Origin of the sequence: Magnetospirillum aberrantis SpK (assembly GCF_011022235.1) — a bacterium.
Lineage (GTDB): Bacteria > Pseudomonadota > Alphaproteobacteria > Rhodospirillales > Magnetospirillaceae > Magnetospirillum > Magnetospirillum aberrantis.
Genome location: NZ_JAAIYP010000038.1, coordinates 304363 through 319013, shown reverse-complemented (window position 1 = coordinate 319013; position 14651 = coordinate 304363). Strand labels below are relative to the sequence as shown.

General features: G+C 65.6%; 16 protein-coding genes. 14 read left to right on the top strand and 2 right to left on the bottom strand.

Translation table 11 applies throughout. The annotated features are described in order from the left end of the window. Window positions 1-69: 69 nt before the first annotated feature. The 9 genes from G4223_RS12595 to G4223_RS12555 all read left to right on the top strand — a co-directional run bounded on the left by G4223_RS12595 (window position 70) and on the right by G4223_RS12555 (window position 7607). Entirely contained in the window at window positions 70-1065 is a 996-nt protein-coding gene (locus G4223_RS12595) for a KpsF/GutQ family sugar-phosphate isomerase (protein WP_163680073.1), read from the top strand. Window positions 1066-1082: 17 nt separating this feature from the next. Beyond that, entirely contained in the window at window positions 1083-1775 is a 693-nt protein-coding gene (gene lptC / locus G4223_RS12590) for an LPS export ABC transporter periplasmic protein LptC (RefSeq protein WP_163680070.1), read from the top strand. Then, on the top strand, window positions 1772-2743 hold the full coding sequence (locus tag G4223_RS12585; RefSeq protein ID WP_163680068.1) for an LptA/OstA family protein: 972 nt from the start codon (window positions 1772-1774) through the stop codon (window positions 2741-2743). The genes lptC and G4223_RS12585 overlap by 4 nt, the downstream gene beginning before the upstream one ends. A gap of 10 nt (window positions 2744-2753) precedes the next feature. After that, on the top strand, window positions 2754-3551 hold the full coding sequence (gene lptB / locus G4223_RS12580; protein ID WP_205762494.1) for an LPS export ABC transporter ATP-binding protein: 798 nt from the start codon (window positions 2754-2756) through the stop codon (window positions 3549-3551). A 33-nt stretch (window positions 3552-3584) separates the two neighbouring features. Then, window positions 3585-5099: an RNA polymerase factor sigma-54 gene (gene rpoN / locus G4223_RS12575; RefSeq protein WP_163680061.1), complete on the top strand. Its 1515-nt coding sequence runs from the start codon at window positions 3585-3587 to the stop codon at window positions 5097-5099. A gap of 172 nt (window positions 5100-5271) precedes the next feature. Then, complete coding sequence (gene ptsN / locus G4223_RS12570; RefSeq protein ID WP_163680059.1) at window positions 5272-5736, top strand: PTS IIA-like nitrogen regulatory protein PtsN; 465 nt, start codon at window positions 5272-5274, stop codon at window positions 5734-5736. Between the two features lie 73 nt (window positions 5737-5809). After that, the gene (gene fzlA / locus G4223_RS12565; RefSeq protein ID WP_163680056.1) at window positions 5810-6481 is read left to right on the top strand and encodes an FtsZ-binding protein FzlA; all 672 of its coding nucleotides are present in this window, start codon (window positions 5810-5812) and stop codon (window positions 6479-6481) included. Next, window positions 6481-7152 carry a polysaccharide deacetylase family protein gene (locus G4223_RS12560; protein ID WP_163680053.1) on the top strand — a complete coding sequence of 224 codons (672 nt, stop codon included), beginning with the start codon at window positions 6481-6483 and terminating at the stop codon, window positions 7150-7152. Before fzlA ends, G4223_RS12560 begins: the two co-directional genes overlap by 1 nt. After that, complete coding sequence (locus tag G4223_RS12555) at window positions 7149-7607, top strand: GNAT family N-acetyltransferase (RefSeq protein WP_163680050.1); 459 nt, start codon at window positions 7149-7151, stop codon at window positions 7605-7607. The genes G4223_RS12560 and G4223_RS12555 overlap by 4 nt, the downstream gene beginning before the upstream one ends. Here G4223_RS12555 and G4223_RS12550 read toward each other — a convergent pair. Then, a complete protein-coding gene (locus G4223_RS12550; RefSeq protein ID WP_338086876.1) occupies window positions 7588-8211 on the bottom strand; it encodes a LysE family translocator in 624 nt (207 codons plus the stop codon). The two genes, G4223_RS12555 and G4223_RS12550, sit on opposite strands and share 20 nt — an antisense overlap. A gap of 68 nt (window positions 8212-8279) precedes the next feature. Beyond that, window positions 8280-9122, bottom strand: a complete 843-nt coding sequence (pdxY, locus tag G4223_RS12545) for a pyridoxal kinase PdxY (protein ID WP_163680047.1) — start codon at window positions 9120-9122, stop codon at window positions 8280-8282. A gap of 99 nt (window positions 9123-9221) precedes the next feature. Here pdxY and G4223_RS12540 point away from each other — a divergent pair, with 99 nt between their 5' ends. The 5 genes from G4223_RS12540 (at window position 9222) to G4223_RS12520 (ending at window position 14603) form a co-directional block, all read left to right on the top strand. Beyond that, window positions 9222-10109: an HpcH/HpaI aldolase/citrate lyase family protein gene (locus tag G4223_RS12540; protein ID WP_163680045.1), complete on the top strand. Its 888-nt coding sequence runs from the start codon at window positions 9222-9224 to the stop codon at window positions 10107-10109. A 12-nt stretch (window positions 10110-10121) separates the two neighbouring features. Further along, entirely contained in the window at window positions 10122-11177 is a 1056-nt protein-coding gene (locus G4223_RS12535; RefSeq protein WP_163680042.1) for a MaoC family dehydratase, read from the top strand. 143 nt (window positions 11178-11320) lie between these two features. After that, window positions 11321-12106, top strand: coding sequence for a substrate-binding periplasmic protein (locus G4223_RS12530; RefSeq protein ID WP_163680039.1), 786 nt, complete (start codon window positions 11321-11323; stop codon window positions 12104-12106). Window positions 12107-12233: 127 nt separating this feature from the next. Then, the gene (locus G4223_RS12525; protein WP_163680036.1) at window positions 12234-13805 is read left to right on the top strand and encodes a methyl-accepting chemotaxis protein; all 1572 of its coding nucleotides are present in this window, start codon (window positions 12234-12236) and stop codon (window positions 13803-13805) included. A gap of 27 nt (window positions 13806-13832) precedes the next feature. After that, on the top strand, window positions 13833-14603 hold the full coding sequence (locus G4223_RS12520) for a substrate-binding periplasmic protein (protein WP_163680033.1): 771 nt from the start codon (window positions 13833-13835) through the stop codon (window positions 14601-14603). The last annotated feature ends 48 nt before the right edge of the window (window positions 14604-14651 follow it).

The window sequence follows — 14651 nt, the reverse complement described above, 5'->3', positions numbered from 1 at the left end:
GCGATTCGTATATTGGGTAACCCGCGCCGGAATCTGGCGCGGGGTTTGCAAGTTCAGTTGGGACCCATCATGACCGTCGCCGCGCCGGAAGCTGAAAACGCCGCCCCGGATACCCTTTCACCCGACATCCTGTCCGCGCGCCGGGTCCTGGCGGCCGAGGCCGCCGCGCTCGACGCCCTGGCCGAGTCCCTGGACGGTCCCTTCGTCGCCGCGCTCGACGCCCTGGCCGGCGCCTCTGGTCGGGTGGTGGTGACCGGCATGGGCAAGTCGGGACATGTGGCGCGCAAGATCGCCGCCACCTTGGCCAGTACCGGCACCCCGGCGTTCTTCGTCCATCCCGGCGAGGCCAGCCACGGCGACCTTGGCATGATCATGCCGGGCGACGCGGTGGTGGCCTTGTCCAATTCCGGCGAGACGCCGGAATTGGGCGACATCATCGCCTATACCCGCCGCTTCGAAATTCCTCTGGTCGCCATCACCTCGCGCGAAGGCTCCACGCTGGCCCAGGCCGCCGATGTCGGCCTGATCCTGCCGCGCGTGGCCGAGGCCTGTCCCATGGGGCTGGCCCCGACCACCTCGACCACGTTGATGCTGGCGCTGGGCGATGCCCTGGCGGTGGCGCTGCTGGAACGCAACAACTTCACGCCCGCCGATTTTCAGGTGTTCCATCCCGGCGGCAAGCTGGGACAGCGCCTGCTCAAGGCCGCCGACCTGATGCACGGCGGCGACGCCGTCCCCTTGGTGGCGCCGGATGCCGCCATGAGCGAGGTGCTGCTGGTGATGACCGAAAAGCGCATGGGCTGCGCCGGTGTGGTCGAGGCTGGCCGGCTGGCCGGCATCATCACCGACGGCGATCTGCGCCGCCACATGAGCGCCGGCTTGCTGGGCTGTTCGGCGGCCGAGGTGATGACCCGCGCGCCCAAGACCGTGTCCCCCACCATGTTGGCGGCCGAGGCGTTGCGCATCATGAATTCCAAGGCTATCACCACCTTGTTCGTGGTCGATGATGGCCGGCCGCTGGGCGTGCTGCACGTGCACGACCTGTTGCGTTCCGGCGTGGCGTGACGGAAAGGGGCGCGGGGATGACCTTGCATGCCGATTCCGACCTGCGTCCCAAGTCGCCGCCCCGTCGTCCCGTCATCCGGCTGCGACGCGGCCCCGCCCATCCGGCGCGGACGGGCGGTCATCACCGTTATTCCCGGTGGGTGGGAACCTTGCGTCTGGTCCTGCCGGCCATGGCCGTGGTGTTGCTGGGGCTGGTGGTGGCGTGGCCGCAACTGAGCGGCACCGAAGAACGCTTCCAGTTGGAATTCGCCAAGCTGGCGCCGGGCGCGGTGGACAGCCTGTCCATGGTCAACGCCCGTTTCTTCGGTCTGAACCACCGCAACCAGCCCTATACGCTGACCGCCGACGTCGCCACCGAGGACGAGCCGGGATCGGGCGTGATCGTGCTCGACGCGCCCAAGGGCGACTTTCTGACGAACGGTGGCAAGGGCGTCTATGTCGAGGCCCGGCGGGGCTTCTATCGGCAGAAGCAGCAGCTTCTGGAATTACGGGGCGAGGTCGCGCTCTATCACGAAGACGGCTATGAACTGCATACGGAAAAGGCCGACATCGACCTTAAGACGTCGGACGTGACGGGCACCGCGCCGGTGACCGGAAACGGCCCGCAAGGCCGCATCGACGGCACCGGGTTCCGTATCCTGGGCAAGGGCGAGACGGTGATGGTGACCGGCCAATCCAAGGTGAAATTCAAGGGGGCGGGCTCGAAATGATACGTGCGAAGGCGCGGGCATCGGCGTTGGCCGTGCTGTTGTCCACCTTGTTGGCGGCGGGGACGGCCTCGGCTCAGGGCTTCAACCTCAGCCAGAACAACGACAGCGAGATCCAGGTTTATGCCGACGACGGAATCGAATGGATTTCCGAGGCCAACCGCGTCATCGCCCACGGCAACGCCAAGGCGGTGCGTGGCACCATCACGGTGACCGCCGACACCCTGACCGCCTATTACCGCGATGGTGCCGGCGGCAACGAGATATGGCGCATCGACGCCGACGGCAACGTGATCATCGCGACGCCGACCGAGACCGCCACCGGAACCAAGGGCACCTACGACCTGGACAAGGCGATTTTCGTGCTGCGGGGGCAACCGGCCAAGCTGGTGACCCCCACCGATCAGATCACCGCCCAGGAAACCCTGGAATATTGGGAGAAGGAACGCATGGCGGTGGCCCGCGGCGACGCCTTGGCCGTCACCCAGGATCGTAGCATCAAGGCCGACGTGCTGACCGCCCATTTCAAGGACAAGGGCGGTAGCCAACCGGCCGCCGGCAAGAAGAAGGGCACGGCCGCCGCCGGTGGCGACCTCGAGCTTCAACGGGCCGACGCCTATGGTCATGTGCTGCTGACCACCGCCAAGGACCGGGTGACCGGCGACCGTGGCGACTACAATCTGGAAACCGGTATCGCCACGGTCAGTGGTTCGGTTAAACTGACCCGCGACGGCAACGAGCTGAACGGCGGCTACGCCCACGTGAACCTCAACACCGGGATCAGCAAGTTGTTCGGTGCCGCCCCCGGTGCCAAGGGGGGCGACGCCCGTGCCCACGGGACGTTCACCCCGGAAAAACAGGACGGCGACAAGCGCCAGGCGATTTTCCGGGGACGGGCCCCCGGAGACAAGACACAGGTCGACAAGACGTCGGGCGATGCGACGTCCGGGGGCAAGGCGGGAGAGCGTTAAAGGAATGGGGATGGACGCGATCAATTCCACTCAGCCGTCGACGGCGACGGCTGAGGGCGACGCCCCGGCCAAGCCGGCGGCGCAGACGGCGGGCCTTCGCGCCCGCAACCTGGGCAAACGGTTCAAGCGCCGTAGCGTGCTGCGCGACGTTTCCATCCAGGTCAGCCGGGGCGAGGCGGTGGGGCTGCTGGGCCCCAACGGCGCCGGCAAGACCACCTGTTTTTATTGCATCACCGGCCTGATCAATCCCGACGACGGGGCGATCGAGCTGGACGGCCACGACATCACCGGCTTGCCCATGTATCGCCGCGCGCGTCTGGGCATCGGCTACCTGCCGCAGGAAGCGTCGATCTTTCGCGGCCTGACCGTCGAGGGCAACCTGATGGCGGTGCTGGAAGCGGTCGAGCCCGACCGGGCCGCGCGCGAGGCGCGGCTGGACGAGTTGCTGGCGGAATTCGGCGTCGAACATCTGCGCCGGGCGCCGGCCATGGCGCTGTCGGGCGGCGAACGCCGTCGTGTCGAGATCGCCCGTGCCCTGGCGTCCAAGCCGCATTTCATCTTGCTGGACGAACCGTTGGCCGGCATCGATCCCATCGCGGTGTCGGACATCCGCGATCTGGTCGCCCATCTCAAGCATCGTGGTATCGGCGTGCTGATCACCGACCACAATGTGCGCGAGACGCTCGACATCATCGACCGCGCCTACATCCTGCATGATGGAACCGTGATGATGGAGGGCGCCCCCGAGGAGATCGTCGCTCACGAAGGTGTGCGCCGCGTCTATTTGGGCGAGAATTTCAGTCTGTGATCCTGGTTTCGTAGCGAAAGGCGGTGGCCGCCCATGGCGCTTTCCCCCCGGTTGGACATCCGTCAGACCCAGGCTCTGGTGATGACGCCGCAATTGCAGCAGGCGATCAAGCTGCTGCAATTGTCCAACCTTGAACTCACGGCTTTCATCGAACAGGAACTGGAGCGCAACCCGCTGCTCGAGCGCGAGGACGGTGAGCGCGGAGGGGAAAACGCGGCCGAGGCGGCGCCCGGCGATTCGGACCCGCGCGAATTGCCCGACGCTCCGGCGACCGAGGCGCCGTTGCTGGACGGCATGACCGAAAGCTCGGCGGCTGACGGCATGGACGTCGATTACGACAACCTGTTCAACAACGACAGCGCCGGCGATGCGCTGGACGGCGAGGCGTTCGGCCAATGGAGCCGCACCGGCGGTTCGCTCAGCTTCGAGGATGGCGAGTCCAACCTCGAGAACACCCTGGCCGGCGATATCACGCTGCGCGACCATCTGGTGGCCCAGTTGAACGTTGACGTGCTCGACCCGGTCGAGCGGCTGATCGGCCTGCACTTGATCGAGATGCTGGACGAATGCGGCTATCTGATCGGCGATTTGGGGGAACTGGCCGAACGGCTGGGCTGTGGCCTCGACGTGGTCGAGGCGGCGCTCAAGCGGGTGCAGCGCTTCGACCCCATCGGCGTGTTCGCCCGGTCGCTCAAGGAATGCCTGGCCCTGCAACTGGCCGAACGCGACCGCCTTGATCCGGCCATGGCGGCGTTGCTCGACAATCTGGAAATGCTGGGCCGGCGCGACCTTCAGGGATTGATGCGGGTGTGCGGCGTCGATGCCGAGGATCTGTCCGAGATGATCGGCGAGATCAAGGCCTTGGACCCCAAGCCGGCGTTGAAATTCGATACCGCGATCGCCCAGCCGGTGACGCCGGATGTGCTGATGCGCCGCGCCCAGGACGGGGCATGGCTGGTCGAGCTCAATTCCGACACCTTGCCGCGCGTGCTGGTCAACAGCCGCTATTACGCCAAGGTGTCCGGCGTCGCCCGCAACAAGGACGACAAAACCTATCTGTCCGAGCATTTCCAGTCGGCCAACTGGCTGGTCAAGTCGCTGCATCAGCGGGCCACCACCATCCTCAAGGTGGCCAGCGAGCTGGTCCGTCAGCAAGACGCCTTTTTCCGCCACGGCGTCCAGTACCTGCGCCCGCTGGTATTGCGCGACATCGCCAGCGCCATCGGCATGCATGAAAGCACGGTCAGCCGGGTAACCTCGAACAAGTACATCGCCACGCCGCGCGGCATTTACGAACTCAAGTACTTCTTCACCCAGGCCATCGGTTCCGCCGATGGCGGCGATGCCCATTCGGCCGAGGCTGTGCGCTACCGCATCAAGGCGCTGATCGATTCCGAAGGGCGCCAGGTGCTGTCCGATGACCGCATCGTGGAGATTCTCAAGGCCGAAGGCATCGACATCGCCCGGCGCACGGTGGCAAAATATCGTGAGGGCATGAATATTCCGTCCTCGGTCCAACGCCGTCGCGAGAAGGCGTTGAACGGATGACCCGGACGGGCCTTGGCCCAACGCTTGACTCGGGGCGGACCTGGACTTATGTTCCCGCCGCCCTTGGACCGGTCCCGCAGGCCTTGCGTTTGATGCCGCGCGACCGAGATTTAGGGAATGGCCGAAACTTTCGGAAGGCCGTCCCGCTTGGCCCAACAGAGGGTTGATTTTCATGGACATCGCCGATCTGATCACCCCGGCTGCCGTCATTCCCAATCTACGCGCCACTTCGAAGAAGCAGGCGTTGCAGGATCTGGCGAAAAAGGCGGCCGAGCTTACCGGGCAGAACGAGCGCGCCGTGTTCGACGTGCTGTTGGAACGTGAACGTCTGGGCACCACCGGTGTCGGCAACGGCATCGCCATTCCCCATGGCAAGCTGCCTGCGCTGACCCGTCTGTATGGCCTGTTCGCGCGTCTGGAACGGCCGATTCATTTCGAATCCATCGACGAACAGCCGGTGGATCTGATCTTCTTGCTGCTGGCTCCCGAATCGGCCGGCGCCGACCATCTCAAGGCGCTGGCCCGCGTTTCGCGTCTGCTGCGCGACAAGGGGGTATGCGAGAAACTGCGCGGCACCGAGAATTCCGAGGCATTGTTCGCGCTGTTGACGGAATCGCCGGCCAGTCGGGCGGCTTAGGCCTTTGGTGTGGCCGCGCTCCATCGGGCCGACGCCACTGTTCCCGCGGCGCAAAAAGAGCTAGAAGGGGTGCATGAGGACGCTCTATCACCATCCGCTCTGCCCGTTCTCGCGCAAGGTGCGCGTTGTGTTGGCGGAAAAGAAGCTGGAATTCGAAGCGCACGTCGAGCGCTATTGGGAGCGCCGTGACGATTTCGTCGCGCTTAACCCCGCCTCGGAGGTGCCGGTGCTGGTCGAGGCCGGCGGTACCGTGCTGTGCGATTCCACCGCCATTTGCGAATATCTGGACGAAGTCCACCGCGAACCGCCGCTGTTGCCGGCCGACGCCGAAACGCGGGCCGAGGTTCGCCGATTGGTGGGATGGTTCGACGGGCATTTCTATCGCGACGTCACCGCCAATCTGGTGGGCGAAAAGGTGCAAAAGCGGCTGGTCAACGGACAAAGCGCCCCTGACTCACGCCTGATCCGCGCCGGCTTCACCGCCATCCACCAGCACCTGGATTACATCGGCTGGCTGACCGAACGCCGCACCTGGCTGGCCGGCAACCACTTTTCCATGGCCGACGTCGCCGCGGCGGCACAGATTTCGTGCATCGACTACGTGGGTGACGTGCCGTGGGAAAACCATCCGGCGGCCAAGGACTGGTACGCCCGCGTCAAGTCGCGGCCGTGCTTCCGTCCGTTGCTGGCCGACCATCTGCCCGGCGTGCCGCCGCCGCGTCATTACGCCGATCTGGATTTTTAGTGGTCCGACCGCTTTTCCTTGTCGCCGCCCTGCTGTTCACCGTGCCGGTCCGCGCCGAGGTGGTCGAGCGGTTGCCCACCGGCGACAAGGTGGTGGCGCTGACCTTCGACGCTTGCGAGGCGAAGGGCCAGCCGGCTACCTTCGATCGGCCGCTGCTGAATTACCTGGAAGCGGAAAAGCTTCCCTTCACCGTGTTCGCCACCGGCCTGTTCGCCGAACGCAACGCCGCCGATCTGGCTCGGCTGGTGAAAACGGGGCTGGTCGAGGTGGAAAACCATTCCCACGACCATCCCCAGCACATGCAACGCCTGTCGCCCGAAGCCCAGCGGGCCGAAATCGACCGCGCCGACGCCGCCATCCTGGCGGCCACCGGCACGAGGCCCCGTTTTTTCCGCTTTCCCGCCGGCAATTACGACGCCGCCGCCCTGGCCCTGGTCGAGAGCAGCGGGCACAAGGTGGTGCACTGGCGCTGGCCGTCGGGCGACCCGGCCAAGGGATTGGCACCCGACCATCTGCGCGACTGGGTGCTGGCCAAGGTTCGTCCCGGCGACGTGCTGATCTTTCACATCAACGGCCGGGCTCCGGCGACCCATGTGGCGTTGCCCGAGATCGTGCGCGAATTGCGTCGGCGGGGCTATGGCTTCGTGCGGCTGGATCAGGCGGTGCCATGACGCCGCGTCTGGTGCAAGCCTTCGACGTCCCGGTGCTGGCCGCTGCCCTGGCAACCATGGACCCGTGGCGGCGTCTGGGATATTCCGCCGCCGCCCTGGAACGCTATCTGTTGCGCGACGACCCGGCCTTGACCCGGATGGTGCTTGAGCGGGAAGGGAACGCGGTGGCCGTCCTGGCGTTGCGCCGGCCGTGGCTGCGCGGCCCCTATGTGGAGTTGCTGGCGGTGCTGCCCCAGGCGCGGGGCGGTGGAATGGGGCGAGTGTTGCTGGATTGGGCGGCGGCCCAGGCCGGAGACGGGGCCAATCTGTGGGCCTGCGTCTCGGATTTCAACACCTCCGCCCGCGCCTTCTATGCCCGTCAGGGCTTTGTCGAGGTGGCGCCGTTGCCCGATCTGGTGGCGGAGGGGGCGGGGGAAATCCTGCTGCGCAAGCGCATCAACTCCACAGCAGACTGAGCAGCGCGCCAACCCCCAACAACATCAGCAACGCGCCCGAGATGTGGTTGAACAGCCGCATGCGTTCGGGGGTGAACCGTGCCCGGACCAGAATGGTCATCTCGGTCAGGACCGCCCACCACAGCGCCGAGCCGACGAATACCCCCGCCACCAATTCCCAGGACTGGGCCAATCCCACCGGCCGTGCCGCCGCGCCCATGGCGACGAAAACCCCGGTCACGCCCATCATGGTCCCGGGATTGGTGATGGTGATGGCAAAGGTGGACAGGAAGTCGCGCCACGGCCCCGGCCCCTTGTCCTCGGCCGGTTCCATCGCCACCGCCGCCTGACGCCAGGTGTGCAGGCCGATGCCGATCATGAACACGCCGCCCACCAGCTTGAGCGCCACGCCGTAATCCTGAAGGAAGAAGGCCACCGCGCCCAGGCCCAGCCCCACCACCGCGCCGAACACGGTGTCGGCCAGGGCGGCGCCCAGTCCGGCCATCCAGGCGGCGGGACGGCCGTCGGCCAGGGCCTTGCGGATGCACATCAATCCCACCGGGCCGATGGGGGCGGCAATGGCGAAGCCGATGCCGACACAACGCAGGAAAAGTGGAATCTCCACCAGGGCGACCCTGTCAGGTGTTCGGGAGCGGCGGCAGCAAAGCAGAAAGTGCCCGCCGGAACAAGAGCTCAGCTGACCGGCAAAGGGGCGAACAGGCGCGACGGCAGGGCGATTTCATCCTGGGCCTGGATCAGCGCCAGTTCGCGCCGCCCCAGCGTCCGGGTCTTTTCCAGCACGCCATAAAGGCTGGACACGGCCAGCGACAGCGCCTCGGGCGGGGCCTCGCCACGCAGCAAATGGGCCAACAGCAGTGCCGCCAAGGTGTCTCCGGTGCCGCTGATCGACGGCTTGAACGGCAGATAGGGCGTGCGGACCGCCCAGGCGCCATCCTTGGTCACCACCACGCAACTGACGCTGGCGCCGTCATGCAACGAACTGACCACCACCACGCGCGGGCCGCGATCCAGCAAGGTCCGGCCGGCGATCACCGCCTGGGCCAAATCGTGGACCTGTCGGCCGGTCAGCAATTCCAACTCGAAGCGGTTGGGGGTGACGACGGTCGCCGCCGGCAAGGCGTGGTGGGTGAAGAAACCGGGAATGTCCTCACGCACATACAAGGCGTCGTCGTCGCCCATCACCGGGTCGCACAGGTAAATGGCATGGTGGTTCTGACGGTGGACCCGCTCCACCGCCTCCATCACCGCGGCGCCGGTCCTGGCTTCGCCCAGATATCCCGACAGCACCGCGTTGCATTCCGCAAGCGCGCCGATCCGCGACAAGCCATCGACCACGGCGTGGATGTGGTCGGGAGCCAGGGCGCTTCCACCCCATTGGCCATAGCCGGTGTGGTTGGAAAACTGCACGGTGTCCACCGGCCATACCTCGAAGCCCAGGCGCTGCAAGGGGAAGACGGCGGCGGAGTTACCCACGTGGCCGAAGGCGACAGCCGATTGAAGCGAAAGAATCTTCATAAAAATTGCCGCTTCGCGAAGGAATGTTGCGCTGCAACCTTGCCACCAGCGTCCCAAATTGCTAGCTTCCGGTCAATTTCCAATCGGAGGTCATACCCCATGGCGACTGTCACCCGCCCCCGCCGTTCCGTGCTGTACATGCCCGGCTCCAACCAGCGCGCCCTGGAAAAGGCGCGGACATTGGCCGCCGACGGGCTGATTCTCGACCTCGAGGACGCGGTGTCGCCCGACGCGAAAGAGGTGGCGCGAACCCAGGTGGTCGAGGCGGTCAAGGCCGGCGGTTACGGGGGACGCGAACTTCTGGTGCGGGTCAACGGCCTCAACACTCCGTGGTTCCATGCCGACGTTGTGGCGGCGGCTACCTCGGGGGCGCATGCCATCTTGATCCCCAAGGTGGAAAGCGCCGACGCGGTGCGTCAGGTCGATGCCATCATGACCGCCGCCGGTGCGCCCGACAATATGGCTATCTGGTGCATGATGGAAACCCCGCGCGGCATCCTCAGGGCCGAAGAGATCGCCGGTGCCAGTCCGCGCATGGGTGGTTTCGTCATGGGAACATCGGACCTGGCCAAGGATCTGCATTGCGCCCACACCGCCCTGCGCCTGCCGATGGTCACCTCGCTGGGCTTGTGCCTGTTGGCGGCGCGGGCCTATGGGTTGGCGGTTCTCGACGGCGTCTATCTGGATCTTGCCGACGATTCCGGCTTCGAGGCGTCGTGCGTGCAGGGCCTGGAACTGGGCTTCGACGGCAAGACCCTGATCCATCCCAAGACCGTTGACGCCGCCAACCGTGTTTTCGCCCCGTCCGAGCGCGAGATCGAGTGGTCGCAAAAGATCATCGCCGCCCATGCCGAAGCCGCCGCCGAGGGCAAGGGCGTGGTGGTGGTCGATGGCAAGCTGGTCGAGAACCTGCACGTCGAGAACGCCAAGCGCATCGTCAAGCTGGCCGAACAGATCGCCGAATTGTCGGCCGACCTGGGCAAGTAAGGAAACACCTCCATGACCAAGACCAACGCCGGCAACTTCTTCGAGGATTTCCGCCTGGGCCAGGAAATCCGCCATGCCACGCCGCGCACCGTGACGGCGGGCGACGTGGCGCTTTACACCGCCCTTTACGGGTCGCGTTTCGCCTTCAACTCGTCGGCCGAGTTCGCCCGCTCGCTGGGCTTGCCCCAGGCGCCGCTGGACGACTTCGCCGCGTTCCATGTGGTGTTCGGCAAGACGGTTCCCGACGTGTCGCTCAACGCGGTGGCCAACCTGGGCTATGCCGGCGGCCGTTTCGGCGTGCCGGTCTATGCCGGTGACACCCTTTCGACGGTGTCCACGGTCATCGGTCTCAAGGAAAACTCCAACAGGAAGACCGGTGTGGTCTACGTCCGCTCGGTGGGCAGCAACCAGCGGGGCGAGATGGTGGTGGACTATGTCCGCTGGGTGATGGTGAAGAAGCGCGACGAAAGCGCCACCATCGCCGAGGAGAAAGTGCCCGAACTGCCCGGTTCGGTGGCCGCCGCCGATCTGGTGGTGCCGGACAATCTGGCTTGTGCCGGCTATGACGACGTGCTGGCCGGCAGCCCGCATCGCTGGGACGATTACGCGGTGGGTGAAAGGATCGACCATGTGGACGGCATGACCATCGAGGAGGCCGAACACATGATGGCGACGCGCCTGTGGCAGAACACCGCCAAGGTGCACTTCAACCAGCATACCGAGGGCCAGGGGCGGTTCGGCCGCCGCCTGATCTATGGCGGCCACATCATCAGCCTGGCCCGCGGCCTGTCGTTCAACGGCCTCGGCAACGCCTTCAAGGTGGCGGCCATCAATGGCGGCCGCCACGTCAACCCGACCTTCGCCGGCGACACCATCTATGCCTGGTCGGAAGTGTTGGAGAAGGTCGAACTGCCGGGCCGTTCGGACGTCGGCGCCTTGCGGCTGCGTCTGGTGGCGCTGAAGAACCAAGCGGCCTCAGGCTTTCCCTTCAAGAAGGAAGACGGCAAGGAATACGATCCCTCGGTCGTGCTGGACTTCGACTACACCGTGTTGATGCCGCGCCGCTAAGGCCGGATGAAGGCAACAGGCGGCCGCCGGTTCCCCGGGGGCCGCTTTTTTTGATTTGTTCCATTCTTCGGGCGGGTGGGGGTGATGTATGCTGCATCGCCTTTTGGGAGGGAGGCTGACGACACCAGACACGGAGACCGCCGATGTCCAGGGGTTTCGCCGCGGCCATCCTGGCCGTCTTGGGGATGTTTGCCACGACCGCCGTGGGGCAGGGTGCGGCGCGGGCCGACGAAATCGTTCTCGGGGCCGACGAATGGTGCCCCTATAATTGTGCCGCGGAATCCGACCGTCCCGGCTATGCCGTGGAAATCGCCCGCGAGATTTTCGCCAAGGCCGGGCATCGTGTGGAATATCGCACCATGCCATGGTCGCGGGCGCTTCAGGAATGCCGACGGGGGCGGTTGACCGGTGTGATCGGCGCCGATCATACCGAAACCCCGGATTTCGTCTTTCCCGCCTTGGCGGTGGCCGTCACCGACACGACTTTCGTGGTGCGCAAGGACAATCCCTGGCGTTATACCGGCCCGGATTCGCTGTCCCAATTATTGTTGGGGGGCATCTTGGGATATTCCTATGACGGTGCCGTCGGGAACTATGTCCACACCAACGCCCGCGACGGCGCGCGGGTCGATCTGGTGGGGGGCGACACCGCGCTCGAAATGAACCTGCGAAAGCTGGTGGCCGGCCGGATCGGCGCCACCATGGACGCCAAGCCGGTGCTGGCCTACAAGATCAAGGAAATGGGGCTGGCGGGCGAAGTGGCCTATGCCGGTTCGGTCGATCCCACCGAAAATTTCATCGCCTTCTCCCCGGCCCTGTCCAAGGCGCGGGACTATGCCGCCATCTGGGACAAGGGCCTTGCCGAGATGCGGGAATCGGGGCGGCTGGCGCAAATCCTCGACCGTTACGGCGTCAGCGACTGGAGGTAGATGATCTCAGGTATAAAAAGCGCATGGAGCGCATTTTGCCGGTGTCAGTCTTGTTACATTCCGCCAGTTGACGCCGCCGCCATTTCGTTCAATTGATCTCCCTCAATGAAATGATTGGGGGGTGGGGATGTCCCGAACCGAGAGCGCACGACGCGCCAGCCTTTCCGTGCGCGTTCTGGTCGTCATTCTGGCGACCATCGCCGTCATCGTGACCATCGGCATCGGCATCGGTTTGATGCGGGCCTATGGCCGGGCCGAGGCCGAGTTGATCCAGCGGGTCGAGATGCTGGCCGACATCCAGGCCATGTCCGTCAGCCGGCCGCTTTACGACTTCAACGACACTCAGGTCGCGGCGGCCATCGAGGCTTTTCGCGGCGACCAGGCTTTCCTGGCGGCCAAGGTGACCGGTGCCGACGCCGCATTGGTGGCCGAGGTGGGCGAGGTGCCGGAATCCGAAAAGCACCCGGTCGAGGTGGTACGCAAGGTGTCGTATGACGAAAGCGGCAAGGCGGTCGAGGTCGGCACGCTGAGCGTGACCTATTCCCGTCAGGCCCTGGATGCGGTTGTCCGCACCCAGCTGCTGGACGGCGTGGTGTCGCTGGTGTTGCTGCTTTTGGCGGTGACGGCGGCGGTGATGGTGGCCTTCCGGCGGATCGCGCGCCCGTTGGCGGGCATCACCCAGGACATCCGCCGGCTGGCGGACGGCGACACCACGGTCGAGATCGCCCATGCCGGACGCGACGACGAAATCGGCGACATCGCCCGGGCGTTGTCGGTGTTTCGCGACCACATGCTGGCCAACGCCCAGCACGCCGAACAGGAAAAACAGGCGCAGGCCCGCAACGCCGCCCGTCTGGCCGAGCAGGAACAGGTCACGGCGCAGTTCAACCAGGTGGTGTCGCGTCTGATGGAGACGGTGCGGCGCACGGTGGACGCGGTCCACGCCACGTCGGACCAACTCAAGACCAGCGCAGCCGCCACCGAGGACAAGACCACCCAGGTTTCCGGCGTGGTCGAGGAATCTGTGGCCAACGTTCAGGCGGTGGCGTCGGCGGTGGAACAACTGGACCATTCGGTCCAGGCCATCAGCAGCCGCATGGGCGACACGACACGGGTCACCGACGAAGCGGTGGGCATGGTCGGCAGCGCCGATTCCACCATTGCCGGCCTGTCCCAGGCGGCGGGCCGCATCGGCGACGTGGTCAGCCTGATCAGCGACATCGCGTCTCAGACCAATCTTTTGGCGTTGAACGCCACCATCGAGGCGGCGCGGGCCGGCGAGGCCGGCAAGGGCTTTGCCGTGGTGGCGGCCGAGGTGAAAAGTCTGGCCAACCAGACCAGCCGCGCCACGGAAGAAATCGCCCAACAGGTGGCCGACATCCGCGCCACCACCGACAGCGCCATCGCCGCCATCCAGTCGGTCAAGGGCTGCATCGACCGCATCAGCGGTGCCGTCCAAGGCGTGATGAGCGCCACCGAGGAACAGCGTCAGGCCACTGGCGAGATCAGCCGCAACGCCCGCAACGCCGCCCAGGGCAATTCCCAGGTGGCCGGGCATGTGGGGGCCGTGGCCGGCGAGGCCCAGGTCACCGGCGAACTGGCGGCGCGCCTGTACGACAGCGCCGCCGACCTGCTGTGCGAGGCGGGCGAACTGAACGCCGCCGTCGATGACTTTTTCGTCCGCCTGTCGCGGGCCTGAATCGAATCGTGAAAGAGGGAGGAATCCATGTTGAAACGCATCGCCGCCGCCGCTGTCGTGGCCGGCGCGACCCTGGCCGCGCCAGCGGCCCATGCCGACGTCATCACGCTGCGTGCGGACGAATGGTGTCCCTATAATTGCGCCGAGGATTCCGACAAGCCCGGCTATGGCGTGGAGATCGCCAAGGAAATCTTCGCCAAGGCCGGCCACACGCTGGAATACAAGAACCTGGCCTGGGCACGGGCACTGGAGGATGGCCGCAAGGGGACCATTGTCGCGGTGATCGGTGCCGACAAGGTCGAAGCCGCCGACTACGTCTTCCCCAACGAAGCCATCGCGGTGATCGACAACACCTTCGTGGTGAAAAAGGGCAATCCCTGGCGCTATGCCGGCCCGGCATCGCTGGAAAAGGTCAAGTTGGGGGCCATCCAGGGCTATTCCTATTCCGGCGAGGTCGGCGACTACATGGGCGCCAACGCCAAGAACGGCGCACGGATCGACATGGTCGGCGGCGACAAGGCGCTTGAGATGAACTTCAAGAAGCTGATGGCCGGACGGGTCGAGGCCACCGTCGACGCCAAGCCGGTGCTGGCCTACAAGCTGATGAGCATGAACCTGACGGACAAGGTGGAATTCGCCGGTTCGACCGACCCCAGCGAAATCTATGTCGCCTTTTCGCCGGCCAATCCCAAGGCCAAGGAATACGCCGCCATCCTGGACAAGGGCATCGCCGAAATGCGGGCCTCGGGACGGCTCAAGCAAATTCTTGACCGCTATGGCGTCAGCGACTGGAAGTGAGTTCCCAATATGGCCTGTACGGCTTGCCGGAAGCGTTCCGGCAAGCCG

What these genes read in the sequence shown, in the direction of transcription:
- G4223_RS12555 (WP_163680050.1), top strand. Translation starts at nt 7,149, where the DNA reads ATGACGCCGCGTCTGGTGCAAGCCTTCGACGTCCCGGTGCTGGCCGCT.
- lptC (WP_163680070.1), top strand. Translation starts at nt 1,083, where the DNA reads ATGACCTTGCATGCCGATTCCGACCTGCGTCCCAAGTCGCCGCCCCGT.
- rpoN (WP_163680061.1), top strand. Translation starts at nt 3,585, where the DNA reads ATGGCGCTTTCCCCCCGGTTGGACATCCGTCAGACCCAGGCTCTGGTG.
- lptB (WP_205762494.1), top strand. Translation starts at nt 2,754, where the DNA reads ATGGACGCGATCAATTCCACTCAGCCGTCGACGGCGACGGCTGAGGGC.
- G4223_RS12540 (WP_163680045.1), top strand. Translation starts at nt 9,222, where the DNA reads ATGGCGACTGTCACCCGCCCCCGCCGTTCCGTGCTGTACATGCCCGGC.
- G4223_RS12520 (WP_163680033.1), top strand. Translation starts at nt 13,833, where the DNA reads ATGTTGAAACGCATCGCCGCCGCCGCTGTCGTGGCCGGCGCGACCCTG.
- ptsN (WP_163680059.1), top strand. Translation starts at nt 5,272, where the DNA reads ATGGACATCGCCGATCTGATCACCCCGGCTGCCGTCATTCCCAATCTA.
- G4223_RS12585 (WP_163680068.1), top strand. Translation starts at nt 1,772, where the DNA reads ATGATACGTGCGAAGGCGCGGGCATCGGCGTTGGCCGTGCTGTTGTCC.
- pdxY (WP_163680047.1), bottom strand. Translation starts at nt 9,122, where the DNA reads ATGAAGATTCTTTCGCTTCAATCGGCTGTCGCCTTCGGCCACGTGGGT.
- fzlA (WP_163680056.1), top strand. Translation starts at nt 5,810, where the DNA reads ATGAGGACGCTCTATCACCATCCGCTCTGCCCGTTCTCGCGCAAGGTG.
- G4223_RS12535 (WP_163680042.1), top strand. Translation starts at nt 10,122, where the DNA reads ATGACCAAGACCAACGCCGGCAACTTCTTCGAGGATTTCCGCCTGGGC.
- G4223_RS12525 (WP_163680036.1), top strand. Translation starts at nt 12,234, where the DNA reads ATGTCCCGAACCGAGAGCGCACGACGCGCCAGCCTTTCCGTGCGCGTT.
- G4223_RS12595 (WP_163680073.1), top strand. Translation starts at nt 70, where the DNA reads ATGACCGTCGCCGCGCCGGAAGCTGAAAACGCCGCCCCGGATACCCTT.
- G4223_RS12530 (WP_163680039.1), top strand. Translation starts at nt 11,321, where the DNA reads ATGTCCAGGGGTTTCGCCGCGGCCATCCTGGCCGTCTTGGGGATGTTT.